The organism is Pseudomonadota bacterium, from assembly GCA_036141575.1.
In the GTDB taxonomy this organism is placed as follows: domain Bacteria; phylum Pseudomonadota; class Alphaproteobacteria; order UBA2136; family JAPKEQ01; genus JAPKEQ01.
This window is the reverse complement of the sequence record JAYZXF010000015.1, coordinates 41,238-57,072: the sequence shown is the minus strand read 5'-3', so window position 1 is coordinate 57,072 and position 15,835 is coordinate 41,238. Positions and strand designations below refer to the sequence as shown.

Here is a 15,835-nt window from a genome sequence, read left to right as displayed (position 1 = left end):
CGCACTATCTCCTGTTGTACCTTGTAACACAAGGATACCTTGGCCAGCAGCATTTGCAGAAGTAATATCATGTCCAGCTAAACCAGTAACTGTTAACGTACCATCACGATCTGCATTACCAACACCAAGCGCACCTGTTGTGCTATCTGCCTGATCACTACGCAGGAACTGGGTGCTATCTAAACCGTCAAGAGTGCCTGAGTCACCAGAACCACCAGCAACCTGTGCATCCACATATGCCTTTGTGGCGGCATCTTGCGCTGCAGTTGGGTCAGCAACATCTTGAACACGCCCAGACCCCATATGTACAGAACCACTTGCAACCTCAAAAGCTTTACCGTTTGTAGAACTTACAATAAGCGCCGTTGCTGTCGCATCATTTGCAGTGGCACGCACACCAACGCCTGACGAACCAGTCGCACGACCATGAACCCCTATCCCTCCTGCGCCATTTGTTTGCACATCTAGTCCTGTCGCAGCACCGTTCTTAAGAATGCTTACAGCACCAGACCCACTCACTTGAACCCCTTCATTATCCCCATCACCTGAGAGATAATAAGATCCTAATTGAATATTTTGATCAGCTACATGGTCACCCATGTCATCAGCAGCACCCGCTGCCGCTGTTGCGGCATCCACACAAGACAATGCTGTGCCGTTCCCGCTTAATAGTTGGCTTGCCGTACAGTTTGGCAAGTTATTCTTTGCAAATGCTTCCACTGTTGGGTCAGTCTCAGATACACTGGCCACACCAGCAGCAACCTCGGCATCTACATAAGCTTTTGTTGCAGCATCCTGCGCACCTGTAGGGTCTGCTACATTATTGATAGCATACGTTGCCATATCTAGAGCCTGCGTTGCAACGTGGCTACCAAGGTCATCGGCTGCACCAGCAGCGGCAGTTGCAGCATCTACACAGGCAAAGGCCTGTCCAAGGCCATCCGTGTTACTTAAAACTTCATCTGCGGCACAAACCGGTAGTGTCCCTTTTGCAAAGGTCATTGTAAGAGGGTCAGACTCGGTAAATCCACCGTCTGTATCTGTTACACAAGAAAGAGACGTACCATCAGCACGTAGAACTTGGCCTACACCACAGGTTGGTAGAGGGCTTTGTGCGAAAGAGTAAACTGTTGGGTCACTCTCCACACCTGCACCAGAAATAGCCACACAAGTCAGTGACGTACCATTCCCTTTAAGGGCCTCATTGGCGCCACAAGTTGGGAGCGGATCTTTCGCGAAATCTGTAACCGTAGGGTCAATCTCAGAACCTGTTACAACGGATGTGGCATCTACACAAGACAGGTCGGTACCATCCCCTTGCAAGAATTCTGTACCAGCACACGTCGGAAGCGGGTCTTTGGCGAACCCGTAAACGGTTGGGTCATCCTCTTGGATACATGTAAAGGAGTTAGTGCCTGCGTTCCAATTAATTTTTTCACCAAGGGCATCACAATCTGGAAGGACTGAAAAGGATTGTGGCTGAAGAAGATCAATGGTGGCTTGTTGACTGTCATGAAGCTGCTGCATACGCGCGCCCATTTTGGCATTTTCTAACCCTCGGCCAGAACTTTGCACATTAAAGGTCGCTTGAGAATGCACCATAGGTGCAACTAATAGCATAAATAATATAGATAATTTGTAGGCTTTCATGCCCCGTTCCCCATTTCAGTCACAGTTTTCCACTATTCTTATGTAAGTCTACACGAGACCGTATTAAAAAAATGTGTACATATTGCTCGCATACGGACATTACCTGACGTATTTGCCACAAACTGTTGTATTCTCAACACTTGAGCGCAATCCAGCGTTACATTTTAAATCACTGTTTTCTAAAGCAAAGCTCGTGCCTAAACCTCTTGCAGAATATGCAACAATCTTTGTCGCATTTAACTTTTTAGGGTAAACTCACCCCTAAGAATTAATAAAAGGCTATACAAATGAACTACTTCGGCGCCGCCCTCGGCATTCTTATTTCTTTAAGCTTTAAAGAGATTCACTGGATTACAGGAGGATTGCTTGGCTGGCTGATATTTGCTCTATATGAAACGCGCGCAGACCTAAAAAGCGCCAAAGAGCAACTTGCGAGCCTTAAACCTAAAAAGAGCCAAACGAAGAAAAAAGCTGTCGAAGCAGTTCAAAACATCCAAAAATCCATTTCTAAAACAGCAGACGAAAAACCTGCCACCAAGGCAATTAAAGCTGCCAAAGCAGCTCCTAAAAAGAAAACACCTACCAAAAAAGAGCCAGAACCACAGCTTGCAGGTAGCTTTTTCAATCTGATTATTGATTTCTTTAAAGGCGATAAAGGCCTTGTACGTATTGGTGTTGTGATCCTTCTGATTGGTATTTCTTTCCTCATGAAGACCATCACGCCGTTTATTGAAATTACGCCTCTCATGAAAGTGTCAGGTATTGCGCTTGCAGGTCTCGCCTTTATTGGCGCTGGCCATTACTTGAAAAAAGATAAAGAAGTTTACGGCCTCTCTCTTATGGGGACAGGTCTTGCGGTTCTGTTTTTAGATACCTACGCCGCGTACTTCATGTTTGAGCTCCTGAGCTATAAAGTTGCCCTGCCTCTCACTTGTGTTATTGGTGGTGCTGGCCTTGCGCTTTCACTTAAAAACAACTCCCTTTCCCTTGCTGTACTGGCACTTGGCGGTGGATTTGTGGCCCCTATTCTTTCTGGTGTTGCCAAAGACATCCCCGACATCTACGTCTTTGCGTACTACCTCATTTTAAACGCTATTGTCCTCTCTACGGCTTATTACAAGTCATGGAGACTGCTGAACATTCTTGGCTTCCTCAGCACATTTGTACTTATTCCACAATGGTACGCACCACAAGATATTCCACTTATGCAAATGATGCTGGCAACATTCTTCATCCTTTACCTTGCTGTCAGCATTCTCTTTGCCCGTAAAGAAGTGGTGAATAACGACGGCTATGTGGATAGCCTCATCACATTTGCTTTGCCGTTTGCGATTCTCGCCTTCAATGAGTTCCCAATGCGAGACATTGAGTACGGCTACGCTTATACCTCTGCCAGCATGGCCCTTGTGTATGGATTTACAGCCCTTATCCTACAAGGCCAAAAGCAGATGCAAGGCATTAGACTTTCATTCATGGCGCTTGCAGCCATCCTTGGTACGCTCACAATTCCATTGGTGTTTGATGCCCGTGAAGTGGGTGCCCTCTGGGCGCTAGAAGGTGCTGCCGCTGTATGGCTTGGCCTGCGTCAAGGCAGCAGATCGACAGCAACAGCAGGTATTATTCTTCAACTGCTTGCAGGTGGCGCACTCATCCTTGAGTACCTCAACCCATTTGCGAGCCATACAACAGGCTTACCGATCTTCAACCCAGAATTTATTAGTTTCATGAGCCTTGCTGTAGCAGGCCTGTTTACTAGCTATATTACCGGTAAAGATAAAGGCAATGCCAGCCTCTACTGTACGCTCTGGGGCATGACATGGCTTTTTACAGGATTATTTAGAGAAATTTTAATTTTCGGCACCAATGAATACCTGACAAGCCCTATCATATTTTATAACCCTGCCGACCCTGTTATATACTTTGCAGGGTACAACCTCTTTGTCCTTGCATTTGTGCTTATTACTGCAGGGTTCCAGTGCATGAGCAACAAACTTAAATGGAAAGACATTGGCCTGCTCTCACCTATCTATACACCGGCTGTATTTACTGCTGGAATCTGGATTGAAGCCACTATGTGGCACAAAGGCTTAGGGATCACTGGCCTTACAGTTCTTCCTTTTGGCTGGATAACTTGGATTACTGCCATTGCCGTTCACTTCATGCTACTCAAGCAACTACCAGAGAAAAAATTATCAATTTCATGCGCTATAGGGCTATTAGGCTCTCTCTCTTTTGCAGCCTATGAAAGCTTTTGTATCCTTGGGACATCAAATATAATCACAGATAACATTAGCTATTTCCATTCTGAGCTGGTTGGATTCCTATTATTTTCCGCTGCCCTTTGGTTTATTCCTTACAAAGGTATACAAATACTGTCACCCTTTAAAAAGCGTGCAGATACCTACCAAAACATTGCACTCCCAATTATTGCAGTAGTGGTCATTCTATTTATATTGTTTGAATTCACGCATGGATACCATAAACAAGGCGTTTATATTCCACTGCTATATTCAGCAGAACTTGTGAACCTTTTTGCCCTTTATGTCCTTTTTATATACCAGAAAAAACTGCCTATATATTTACAGAATTATAAAACTTACCTCACTCTAGGGTGGGGCGCACTATGCTTTATATTTATAAACACAGTACTGGCACGTACTATCGTGGAGTATTCGGGCGCTACATCATATAATATGGATGAACTTTGGAATGATAATACCTTCCTTGCAGCAACCTCGATCCTATGGACAACCATCGCCCTTGCTATGGTGCTTTACGGTGCACGTATTCAGCACCGCACACTATGGCTCACAGGTGCTGGCCTTATTTGTGTGGTAGTTGGTAAGCTCTTCCTTGTTGATATCTCACAGGCAAGCATGATTGCGAAAACAGTATCCTTCATTGCCACAGGCCTCATGCTTGTGGGTGTGGGTTACTTTTCACCAATCCCGCCAGCCTCGAAAAAATAACGAGACGTTGTAACAAAGCTCGTATATAAACTTTAAAGTTAATATTTTATGGAGATAGAAACCTTATGAAACGAACATTCAGAAATATGCTGATTGCATCAGCATGTCTAACAATTTATGGATGCAACAAACAAGCCCCAGAACTCAGCCGAGAAGAACAATTCAATCAAGATGAAGAACGTAAAGTCTTTGAAGCTACACACATGACTCGCATCTACAAAGGGAAGACTCAAGAGGAAGTCATTATAGCTGCTGAAAAGCTACTTACACTATCGGATCCTAAAGATACAAAATTTATTCATAATAAAAACGGGTTCCTCGCAAATCGTTCATGGCTCTGGTATGCCATACTTACAGCAGATAGCGGCATTGACAAATGGGAAGTTCACACAGAGGAACAATCCAATAACAGTATTAAAATGACAGTTACTCTCAATACAGGTGGTGTAAACTATGGCGATAATAGTATCTACGCTATAGGAGAAGGTATTACATTTGCAGGTAGAAAAAAAATGACCCAGCCAGAGCTATTCCAAAATCGTAAAGACCTTTACAGCTTATTCTGGAAACGAATGGACTATTTACTAGGTAAAACTCAAACTTGGACAACATGTGAGGACTTCAAGAACCAACTTGGTCTAAACAAATTACATCAAGAAGAAAAAGTTAAAAAAGGGAATAAACTTAACCCCCTATGCGGGAGCCTTTCAGCTGATAAGCTTCCTGAAGAATTGAGAAACAGCTAAGAAGAAAAGAGCCTCTAAATAGAGGCTCTTTTTTTTAGAACTTAAGCTTTATTTTTTGCTTCTTCTCTTAACTCCTCAGGAAGTAAATCTTTAGCTAACGGGCCACAGAGTTGGTTAAATTTACCTGAAAGCTTATTATTGCTTTTCACCTCTTGCTTATGGGATTCACAGGTTGTCCAATCGCTTCTCTGTCCTAATATATAGTCCATTCGCTTCCAGAATAAATCGTAAAGCGCTGAGCTTTCAGAAATCAACTCTGTCTTCCTAACTGTTGTTCCTGTACTCATTGTACCTACACCATGGACATATATATAATTAGGTTGACTACTTGCACGATCAGTCCTCTCTTCTACAGTAGCTTCAACTCTCCCTCCTGAAAGCTCTTTGACATTAACTGTCCAGTTATCTGTCCCTCTTTCATTTGTAAAAACGGCATAATAATCCCAGTCTCTACGGGCTTTGAACCCATTATCATGATGAGAAAACCCAAAATCTTTAGGGTCTGAAAGCTTTAATACCTTTTCAGCTGCATCAATAATCTCACGCTTATTTTTTCCATTATACACCCTGGTTAAATGCTCTTGCTCAAATACTTTTTTCTCAGCCTCTTTTCTTGCATTTTCTGCAAGCTGCTCTGCGCGCGTTAAAGGAGGTTTATTACCAGCACAACCAACAAGCACAGTTGTAATAAGTGCAAGCGGTATAATTTTTAAATTATTTAACATTTTTCTCACCTATTTCTTAAAAACTAACACCCGTATAAATATTACAAAGCCCATAAATTCACAACAAAAAGTTACATTTCTCATCTATAAAAAACACCCCGCTTGGGGTGTTTTTTAATTCGATTTAAAAGAGCTTTACAGCGCCTTCAAAGTACTTCCATCCTGCACGGACAAAGCCCGCCAGAGACAGTACCGCAAACAGAGTGCCTGCACCGCTGCTGAACATCAGCAGAAAGATAATGGCAAGCACCAGAGCAAAAGTACCCGTGGTTGCCAAATCAATGGCCCGTGAAAGCGCATGGCTTGCATCGCGCGCAATAGAATTGATAAGACCCATAACAGCCTCCTTAGAGTAAAAGCGACCACATGTCGCATCAGAAAAACTAGGCAGATAAATATTAACGCTGTTCTAACGTATACAAATCACACTATCAATCTAAAGGCTGGTTTCTTATGAGATTTTATGCTTCTTTTCATGTGCCAGCAGCCACTCTTTGCGTGCCAGCCCACCCGCATATCCTGTAAGAGATCCATCAGACCCAATTACACGGTGGCATGGAATAAGAATGGCAATTTGGTTGCAGCCATTGGCCCTAGCAACAGCACGTACGGCATTCGGGTTACCAATATGCACAGCTTGCTCTGCGTAGCTGCGCGTGCTGCCATACGGAATCCCCTGTAGGGCGTCCCACACCTGCCCTTGGAAAGGCGTTCCGCAATAGACAAGCGGTGTTTTGAACGTTTTTAGCTCACCTTTAAAGTAAGATGCAAGCTCTGTTTTTAGCTGATCAATCACAGGCGTTCCACCCGGTAGAATCACCGCTTTAAATTGACTGCGCATGCGCTCAATCTCACGCTCCAGTCCTCTGCGGCTGGTAAACTCAAGGAGATATAAACCATCATCATCCGCAATGGCAAGCATGGCACCAATCGGCGTATCAATCCACTCTGCCTTTAAAACCAATTCAGGCTCTTTGCTTGGCGCTTTACCAATAATGCGAGAGAACGCATCTCTAAACCCACTGCCAGATTCATATCCAGCTGAAACTTGCGCTTCAATCACTGATGCTCCTTCTCTGATATCTTTAAGGGCAATGCCCATACGGCGCGCCCTTGCATAAGCTACAAACGTCATGCCAAAGCGTTTTTTAAACTGCCTGCGCACAGTAGAGCTATCTACTCCAAGGGCCTTAAAATCTGCATCTTTCCAGCGTTTATCAGGCTCATTTTCCACCGCAGCCACCAGCTTTTTAATCAGTGGAGATTCTTCATTTGGTAGAGACATCGGCTGACACTTTTTACATGGCCTATAACCTGCAAGTAGTGCTTCCTGTGCATCCTCAAAAAATTCGCAGTTTTCAAACTTAGGTGTACGTGCCGTACAACTCGGACGACAAAACACACCTGTCGTTTTCACCCCCATAAAGAACACACCTTCATATTCAGCGTTCCTTTCCACATAGGCGGTATAGAACTCTTGCTTTTTCTGTGCTGATTGCATCCTAAAACTCTTCTATTACAATTCGTTTAGGAGTATAGAGGGCTTTGAACACCTTGTCCGCCGAAATTCAGGCATGGAATTTATTAAAAAAGAAAAATCGCCCTCTGGGCGATTGAAATAAATGGAGCGGGATAGGGGAATGATTCGGGCTAAAGCCCTCACCCTACGGGTCCCTCGCTAACGCTCGGTTTCTGCGTCGCTACGCTCCTGTCGAACCCAATGGTTCGCTTCCCAACCCTACCAATTTAAATAAAAAATCACCCACAAGGGGTGCTTTTCATTTAAATGGAGCGGGATAGGGGAATCGAACCCCTCTAGCTAGCTTGGAAGGCTAGAGCATTACCACTATGCTAATCCCGCGTATAAAATTGTCTTTTGTTTGGTTGTTTGCGTTTTTCGTTCTTTGTGTACATTTAAAGTACACGGCGTCACTCAAAACCACAAACATCCTGCCAAAATCTAAATTTTACCTCAAACAAAGTAAATATTAATTTTAGCTTTACTGGTGCTGGTGAGAAGAATTGAACTTCCGACCTCTTCATTACCAATGAAGTGCTCTACCACTGAGCTACACCAGCTGGGTAGTGCATTACTTTTAAAAAACTATGGATGCCTCGTCAAGAGATTTATCCCCTCTTCTTTTATTTTTATGCCTTTATACGCAGCAGATACCACAGCGCCCGCTTTAACTTTTTCTGCATCTGCCCTTCTGCTTGCACAGGCCTTTGGGGATTGCTAAACTTTCTACGGGTAAAAACAATTAAAAAGGTAGGTTCTCCATGAGTAACTTTGATGCAAAAGCAATGGCAACAGATATGGTCGCACTTTGCAAAAATATGATTAAATCGCCATTCCAAACCATTAGTGCAGAACTTGCTAAAGGCCGCTCTTGGAAAACAACCATGACAACTCAAGTGCTTCCATTGCTTGTTTTGGTTGCTATCATTGCCTTTATTCTGAACATTGTATCAGGTAACCCTATTTCTATTGTTGCAACAATTCTTGAACCAATTTTCGGTGCTGCAGGCCTTCTGCTCTTTGCTTTCATTATGGGTAAAATGGCGCCAATGCTTGGCGGTAAAGATGACCTTGATAAAGCATTCAGCGTCACATTCCTCACGATGATCCCAATGATTATCATTTCTCTCATCTTTAATGTTCTGACATTCCTTGCGCTCCTCAGCTTTGTTCTACTGGCTTACACAATTTACCTACTCTACAAAGCAGCAGGTGAGCAGCTTGATGTCACAAAGCTCCCTCAAAGAATCGTTCTTGTAGTGGCCCCAATGGTAATTTGCATCGTGATCATGATGATTATTTCTCCAGTAATACCGCACCAGCCAATGCCTGAGGACTTTGCAGGCATGGAACACATGAACATTCCGAAGTAAGGAGACGTAAATGGCAAATACAATCCTTGACGCCATTGGCAACACACCTCTTCTGCATTTGAATAATAACCTCATTAAATGTGAGTTCTTAAACCCATCAGGGTCTCTCAAGGCGCGCCTTGCCAAGTACATGATTGAGCGTGCGGAACAAGAAGGCCTGCTTAAACCTGGCGACACCATTGTAGAATCAACCAGCGGAAACACAGGCAACGCCATGAGCATGGTGGCTGCGGTTAAGGGCTACAAAATGATTGTCTGCATGCCGAGCGATTTCTCACAAGAGCGCGCTTATATTTCACGTGCCTTTGGTGCAGATGTGCGTTTTGTAGGTACCTTCAACGTGGATGAAGCGATGGAAGAGTCGATCCGTCTTGGGAACCTACCCGGCCACTGGTGTCCTCAACAGTTTAACAATGAGTGGAACGTAGAAGAGAACATGCACTGGATGGCAGAAGAGATCCTGACCCAAATTCCAGAAGGTGTAACCATTGATGCCATTACCAATGGCATTGGTACAGGAGGAACCCTCATCGGTGTTGGTAAAGTGCTTAAAGAAAAGCATAACCCGAACCTTAAAGTTGTAGCTATGGAGCCTGACGGCGCAGCGCTGATTAAGTGTGGTGAGTTTTGTCATCACTTGATTGAAGGCATCTCTGACGGTTTTGTGCCAGGCATTATTGAGCGCCACAGGGGCGAAATTGACGACATTGTAAAAGTTAAAGGTGAAGATGCCGTTGCTAAAATGAAAGAGCTTGCCAAAACATACGGTACGTTTGTTGGCCCATCAAGTGGTGCCAACTGGCTTGCCGCTGAGCGCATCAGAGAAAAACACAAGGACGTCAAAACCGTCCTCACCTTCTTTTGTGATAAGGGCGAGAAATACCTCTACGACCACTTCAAAAACGAAGGTTAAGACAAAAAGAAAACGCCCCCTCACGGGGGTGTTTTTCATGAGACCCAGAAAAAATATGTATACTTTTCTCAAAAATGACCCTTAGCCATTGAAATTTTTCCGCTGAATTGTTACAACTGAGGCTGTAAAAGCTTATACAAAAGAAAGTCCAAAACCCCATGACACTGGAAACAAACTCTGTCATTGATGCACGCCGCGCAAAAGTAGACGCTCTGCGCGAAGCTGGCACCAACCCATACCCAAACGATTTTAAGCCAACACATAGCGCAAGCGCCCTTTGGGATAAATACAGCCCAATGAGCAGCGAAGAGCTAGGTGAGCTAACTGATAAGGTGGTGATCGCAGGCCGTGCGATGTTTATTCGTGAGTTTGGTAAACTGGCGTTTGTACGCCTGCAGGATGAAACTGGTCAAATCCAGTGTGCACTAAGTGTAGACGGACTTTCAAAAGAAGTTTACGACGAGTTTAAAACAACATGTGATGTTGGTGATATCATCGGTATTACAGGCACAATGATGCGTACACAGAAAGGTGAACTTTCTGTAAAGGCTGACTCTTACAAAATGGTCACAAAATCTGTGCGCCCTCTTCCAGAGAAATGGCACGGCCTAACAGATAAAGAGACACGTTACCGTCAGCGCTACGTTGACCTGATTGTCAACAAAGACACACGCGACACATTCCGTAAGCGTTGTGAAATCATGTCTGAGATTCGTCGTTTCTACGAAAATGCAGGTTTCCTAGAAGTTGAAACACCATTCCTTCACCATGAAGCTGGTGGCACAACAGCCAAGCCGTTTGGTACACACCACAATGCTCTAGATATCCCTCTAAACCTCCGTATCGCACTTGAGCTTCACTTGAAGCGCCTTGTTGTCGGTGGTTTTGAGCGCGTGTTTGAAATGGCTCGCGTATTCCGTAATGAAGGGATTTCTATTAAGCATAACCCAGAGTTTACAATGCTTGAATCATACACAGCATACTGGGATGCAAACGATACAATGGACTTTGTTGAGGCACTGATTAAGCACCTATGCCAAAAAGTATTTGAAACAACAAAGCTCACTTACGGTGATAAAGAGATTGATTTCACAGGCCCATGGAAGCGCATGAGCATGAAAGAAGCCCTTCTCACACTTGGTGGTGCGAAAGAAGAAGACCTAGAGAGCAAAGAAAGCATGCTTGCCTTTGCAAAACGCTGCCACGTAGACGTTGAAGACTGGCAGGAAGAAGGCCATATCTTCGCAACGCTATTTGAAGAGCTATGTGAAAGCCAACTGATTAACCCAACGTACATTTACGACCACCCACTTGCTACGTCGCCTCTAGCGCGTACGCATGATGATAACCGCAATATTGCACAACGTGCTGAGCTGTACATCAACGGTTGGGAAATCGCGAACATGTACAGTGAGCTGAACGACCCTGCTGACCAAGCAGGCCGTTTCCAAGCGCAAGTTGAAGAAGCTGCTAAAGGTAACGATGAAGCGATGCCTTACGATAGCGACTACATCCGTGCCCTTGAGCATGGTATGCCACCTGCTGGTGGTATCGGTATCGGTATCGACCGGTTGGTCATGCTTCTGACAAACGAAGAGAGCATCCGTGACGTGATCTTCTTCCCGCTTCAGCGCCCAGAAAATGCTGGTACTGAAAACACTAGTGTTGATGCTTCTGAAGAGAAGAAAGATGAAAGCGCGGCTTAAGTGAAGGTATTTACTGAAATCGGTTTTGGTAACGAAACCTTTATCAATACTGAACTTGAAGATGACCATGGAAACGAGACAAGGCAACCCGGCTTTGTCTCGTTTTCACTTAAAGGCATTTATCTTCGCATATGGATTGGCTATAAAGTTTTTGTAGCTTCCACAGTGAACGGTTTTTCTATTACGAAAAAACCAAAGCGCAGATTTAAGTTTTTATTTGGCCTAGAAGGCATACCAAAGAGTTAGCCTACTAGAGTGCGAAGTAACACGAAGCCAAAACCTTAAGAGGTTTTGAGCGAAGAAAAGTAAATATTTTAGGACTGTTGGCAGGACTAAAATACCTAAAAAGCTTTTCTTCAAGATAACACTTCACGGAGAATATCATTTTACAAATTTTACATTTGAAAAATGATAGGCTGAGAGTGAAGAAGTAATTAAGGAAACAAACATGGCACCATACATTAACCACAAAAAAATGGCGATGGCAGGCCCTGCTGAGGGTGTGTACTGGCAAGATGGACTTCTAAAGTCTCGTATGTATGATGATTTGTACTGCTCCAAAGAAGGCGGTGACGATGAAACACGTCATGTATTTATTGGTGGTAACAACCTAGGGGAACGCTGGGCAAAGCTAGAAGAAGACGAAGTTTTCACAATCTGTGAGCTTGGCTTTGGTACGGGTCTTAACTTCCTCACAACAGTTGACGCATGGCTTGCAGCAAAACCGAAAGGTCGCCTTGTTTATCTCTCTTATGAGCTCCATCCACTGGACCTTTATGATGTGAAAAAACACCTTGAAAAGCATGAGTCACTCTCACCTTATATTCTTGAATTTTCAAAAACTTACAAGACAATCCATAGTGAAGACTTCATTGCCCCAGATGACTTTATGGGTGTGCAGCTTCAAGTACTAAACCACAACGCACTTGAGCACCTTCCAGAGGCTGATTTTATGGCCGATGCATGGTACCTGGACGGCTTTGCACCTTCTAAAAACCCAGAACTTTGGGACGAAAAACTCATGCTTGCACTTGGTAAACACACCAAGCCAGAAGGTACCTTTGCTACCTACTCTGCAGCTCGTCATGTACGCGATAAACTGGAAGCTGCAGGCTTCAACGTCACCAAAACAGAAGGCTTTGGTAAAAAGCGCGATATGCTATTCGGCGTTTTGGCTTGACACCCAAGGTGTATACCAGTTAATAATGCTCTGATTTAATATCCTTTTTCCCGTTTTTACACATCTATCCTGATGGAGATGCACCATGTCTGCCCCAAAATCCAACACGTTTGAAGCCGTGCTCATATTCATGAGAGAAGCTTCCGAAGCCACTCTTGATCGTCCAGTATCTTCCCTGCAAAAGTTTTTGCAGCTTTCTCCGGCCTCCCAACGCAAAGTTCTGTTCGGCCTGACATCCAAGAATGAAGTACGCAAACAAGAAACACTGAAACATGTGGATAACGGCAGGTTCCCCAAAGCCGATTTCAAATCCGTGAAAGGCAATTTCCGCTCTGAACCCGCATCCGGCGACTTTAGCGAAGCCCGTACCGCCTTTGAAGTTCTCTTCAAGCTCCGCGACCGTGTCAGCAAGAAGCCTGGCGCCTGCGCAACGGCCCTGTACCAGCTTCTCAAAGCCTTTGACGAACTGCCATTCGAAGAAAAGGATGACATTTGGGAAAAACTTCAAAATCCCAAAAGCGAGCATAAAGGGTTTATTGATCTGTTGATTGCAACAGACCTGATCTACAAATCAGAAATCATCTTCCCTGCATAACATACGAATTTAAAGCCCTCCATTTTGGAGGGCTTTTTGCTTGCTCATGCCCCAGATTTCCCATATAAACAGCTGGAATAACAAAAACTTCTTTCCTTTTTCCTAACCCAACGAGGACTCTATGCCCCGATTTTTTCGTCTTGAAAACTCCGCAGAGCAAATCTTGGTGATCCATGAACGCTCCAAGCAATTGGTTTTCTTTAGTCCTGATGGCAAAACTTTTCAGGCTTTGAAAACAACTCACATTGCGACACAGAACGGCATTCGTGTGCTCACCCTGCAAGGGCCAAATACTGTATTGCCACCAATGGAGCTGCATTTCTCAGGTCCAGCTCACATTCTGTTCAAACAAACGCCTGATGATACTGGCACGGTGTATCGCTATCATGAACATCTCAGCCTAGCGCAGGTCACTCTGCTGCCACTGCCGAGCCCCACGCCGACCATGCTTAAGCCGCCCCTTGAGGCCAAAAAGCTGGAACTGCGTCACTTCTTCCGTGTGGATGCTGAAATTTACATCGCTGTAACCTCCTATGCAGGTGAAAGCTATTCTCAGTTTAAGTACTATATCGGCAAGCTTGGCGAACCGATGGACGCCATGGAAAGGCTGGATATCAGCGTTGCCCGTGATGGCGGCAGCACTTGGGTTAAAACAGATCAAGGTGACCTGTACTGGCCCTCGTCTTTGCATGCTGGCTCCTTTGGCGCATCTCTGAGGCCTCCCAAGTCTCCTACTTGGAACAATGAAGACATCGCCCGTGAAAATGTATCACAATATGATGTTCTACCCTCAGGTGACACCATCACCGTGTTCCATGCCAGTCATAAATTGACCTAAATCGACGAAAAAGCCCTTATTTAAGGGCTTTTTTTTCATATACAGCCATTGACATCTTACCCTTCCCTCTCTATATCTCATCTACCTTAAAATCTTCACTCTTTTTCCACCGAGCAACAATAGGAGAATGCTCATGACTTTTTCGCCTTTGCCGCGTATTGAACTCGCCAGCAAAATCGTTGAGGCATGCAAGGGCCTTGTGGCCAGCACAGCCCAAGCAGTTGTCAACGATGCCTGCCAGACCCTGCCGGCCTCATCGAGCAATGTTCGCCACCTGATGTACGACCAGGCTTACTATGCTGTTCGTGATAACATGACCGAGGACCTGATGAAAGATGACACTGTGAGTGACGAGCGCCTGCAAGAGCTGCTGACCGCCTGCAACCATGAAGGCGGCCTGGAAACCACCATCAAGGCCCTTGGCCTCAAAGGCGTTGCGGCTGTTCATCAGGACGCTGCCCGTCAGCGCATCCTGAGCCAGTTCAACTGATCTAATCGATAATGTGAAAAGCCTTCCTCTAGGAAGGCTTTTTTCATGTGACAGTTTTGAAAGAAAAACCTATCTTATTTTTTATAAGACTTTCTATAAATAAGAGATAAAAAGAGAGAGAGACCATGTCTGAACAGCACCTTTACCCAGAAATTGAACCCTTTGAATCCCACATGCTACAGGTGAGCGATGTGCACTCACTCTACGTGGAAGAATCAGGTAACCCAGAAGGAATTCCTGTGCTGTTTATTCATGGTGGACCTGGTGGTGGTACAGACCCTCTTTACCGACGTTTCTTTAACCCTGATAAATACCGTATTATTCTGTTTGACCAGCGCGGCTGTGGGAAAAGTACGCCATTTGCTTCTCTTGAAGATAACACCACAGATCACCTGATTGATGATATTGAGCAAATCCGCATTCACCTTGGCATTAACAGATGGCACCTCTTTGGTGGTAGCTGGGGTAGTACACTCAGTCTTGCTTACGCACAATCATTCCCAAAGCACGTAAGCGCTATGGTTCTGCGCGGTATCTTCCTATGCAGAGAACAAGACATTAAGTGGTTCTACCAAGAAGGCGCATCACACATCTTCCCTGATGCGTTTGAAACATACAGCCACCACATTCCAGTAGAAGAGCGCCATGACCTTGTGTACGCCTACTACAAGCGCCTGACAAGCGATGATGAAAACGTACGTCTTGAAGCAGCAAAGCACTGGACCACATGGGAAATGGCCACAAGTAAACTGCTTCCAAGCAAGGAACTGATTGAAAAAGGCGTAGACCCGAAATTTGTTCTGCCATTTGCCCGTATTGAAGCGCACTATTTTGTGAACGATGCCTTCCTCACAAATAATCAACTGATTCACTACATTGATAAAGTACGTCACATCCCATGCACCATTGTGCATGGCCGTTACGACGTGGTTTGCCCAATTTCTCAAGCTTATGAACTCCATAAAGCATGGCCTGAGTCAAAACTAATTATTACACCTGATGCTGGCCACAGCGCTATGGAGAATGGTACGGCCAAGTCTCTTGTAGAGGCAGCGGACGCCTTTTCTCATATTGAAGCATAAATTAAATACCTAGCAAAAGCCCCGCAAATGCGGGGTTTTTAAATTTTCT

At 44.7% G+C, this 15,835-nt stretch carries 15 protein-coding genes and 2 tRNA genes; 11 read left to right on the top strand and 6 right to left on the bottom strand.

Annotated elements, in window-relative coordinates; genetic code table 11:
• Positions 1-1,620: hypothetical protein (locus tag VX730_06865; GenBank protein MEC9292103.1), on the bottom strand; the 1,620-nt coding region annotated here is incomplete at its 3' end.
• A 317-nt stretch (positions 1,621-1,937) separates the two neighbouring features.
• Between VX730_06865 and VX730_06860 the strand changes: the two genes are divergently transcribed.
• Together VX730_06860 and VX730_06855 are read left to right on the top strand one after the other, a co-directional pair.
• On the top strand, positions 1,938-4,619 hold the full coding sequence (locus VX730_06860; GenBank protein ID MEC9292102.1) for a DUF2339 domain-containing protein: 2,682 nt from the start codon (positions 1,938-1,940) through the stop codon (positions 4,617-4,619).
• A gap of 65 nt (positions 4,620-4,684) precedes the next feature.
• Positions 4,685-5,365, top strand: coding sequence for a hypothetical protein (locus VX730_06855; GenBank protein ID MEC9292101.1), 681 nt, complete (start codon positions 4,685-4,687; stop codon positions 5,363-5,365).
• A 41-nt stretch (positions 5,366-5,406) separates the two neighbouring features.
• Here the strand turns inward: VX730_06855 and VX730_06850 are convergent, their stop codons facing one another.
• The 5 genes from VX730_06850 to VX730_06830 form a co-directional block, all read right to left on the bottom strand.
• Positions 5,407-6,090 (bottom strand): hypothetical protein, encoded by a 684-nt coding sequence (locus tag VX730_06850; protein ID MEC9292100.1) that lies wholly within the window; start codon positions 6,088-6,090, stop codon positions 5,407-5,409.
• Between the two features lie 124 nt (positions 6,091-6,214).
• Positions 6,215-6,427, bottom strand: coding sequence for a hypothetical protein (locus VX730_06845; GenBank protein MEC9292099.1), 213 nt, complete (start codon positions 6,425-6,427; stop codon positions 6,215-6,217).
• Positions 6,428-6,541: 114 nt separating this feature from the next.
• On the bottom strand, positions 6,542-7,591 hold the full coding sequence (locus tag VX730_06840; GenBank protein MEC9292098.1) for a trifunctional transcriptional activator/DNA repair protein Ada/methylated-DNA--[protein]-cysteine S-methyltransferase: 1,050 nt from the start codon (positions 7,589-7,591) through the stop codon (positions 6,542-6,544).
• 286 nt (positions 7,592-7,877) lie between these two features.
• A tRNA-Gly gene (locus VX730_06835) sits at positions 7,878-7,951 on the bottom strand.
• A 143-nt stretch (positions 7,952-8,094) separates the two neighbouring features.
• Positions 8,095-8,169: transfer RNA gene (locus VX730_06830), tRNA-Thr, on the bottom strand.
• Positions 8,170-8,370: 201 nt separating this feature from the next.
• Here VX730_06830 and VX730_06825 point away from each other — a divergent pair.
• The 9 genes from VX730_06825 (at position 8,371) to pip (ending at position 15,786) form a co-directional block, all read left to right on the top strand.
• Positions 8,371-8,982 carry a Yip1 family protein gene (locus VX730_06825; GenBank protein ID MEC9292097.1) on the top strand — a complete coding sequence of 204 codons (612 nt, stop codon included), beginning with the start codon at positions 8,371-8,373 and terminating at the stop codon, positions 8,980-8,982.
• Positions 8,983-8,992: 10 nt separating this feature from the next.
• Entirely contained in the window at positions 8,993-9,895 is a 903-nt protein-coding gene (locus VX730_06820; GenBank protein MEC9292096.1) for a cysteine synthase family protein, read from the top strand.
• A gap of 158 nt (positions 9,896-10,053) precedes the next feature.
• The gene (gene lysS, locus VX730_06815) at positions 10,054-11,601 is read left to right on the top strand and encodes a lysine--tRNA ligase (GenBank protein ID MEC9292095.1); all 1,548 of its coding nucleotides are present in this window, start codon (positions 10,054-10,056) and stop codon (positions 11,599-11,601) included.
• Positions 11,602-11,847, top strand: a complete 246-nt coding sequence (locus tag VX730_06810; GenBank protein ID MEC9292094.1) for a DUF3977 family protein — start codon at positions 11,602-11,604, stop codon at positions 11,845-11,847.
• Positions 11,848-12,049: 202 nt separating this feature from the next.
• On the top strand, positions 12,050-12,781 hold the full coding sequence (mnmD, locus tag VX730_06805) for a tRNA (5-methylaminomethyl-2-thiouridine)(34)-methyltransferase MnmD (GenBank protein ID MEC9292093.1): 732 nt from the start codon (positions 12,050-12,052) through the stop codon (positions 12,779-12,781).
• Between the two features lie 85 nt (positions 12,782-12,866).
• Positions 12,867-13,376, top strand: coding sequence for a hypothetical protein (locus VX730_06800; GenBank protein ID MEC9292092.1), 510 nt, complete (start codon positions 12,867-12,869; stop codon positions 13,374-13,376).
• A gap of 121 nt (positions 13,377-13,497) precedes the next feature.
• The gene (locus tag VX730_06795; protein ID MEC9292091.1) at positions 13,498-14,214 is read left to right on the top strand and encodes a hypothetical protein; all 717 of its coding nucleotides are present in this window, start codon (positions 13,498-13,500) and stop codon (positions 14,212-14,214) included.
• A 133-nt stretch (positions 14,215-14,347) separates the two neighbouring features.
• Positions 14,348-14,704 carry a hypothetical protein gene (locus VX730_06790; GenBank protein ID MEC9292090.1) on the top strand — a complete coding sequence of 119 codons (357 nt, stop codon included), beginning with the start codon at positions 14,348-14,350 and terminating at the stop codon, positions 14,702-14,704.
• Between the two features lie 125 nt (positions 14,705-14,829).
• Entirely contained in the window at positions 14,830-15,786 is a 957-nt protein-coding gene (pip, locus tag VX730_06785; GenBank protein MEC9292089.1) for a prolyl aminopeptidase, read from the top strand.
• The last annotated feature ends 49 nt before the right edge of the window (positions 15,787-15,835 follow it).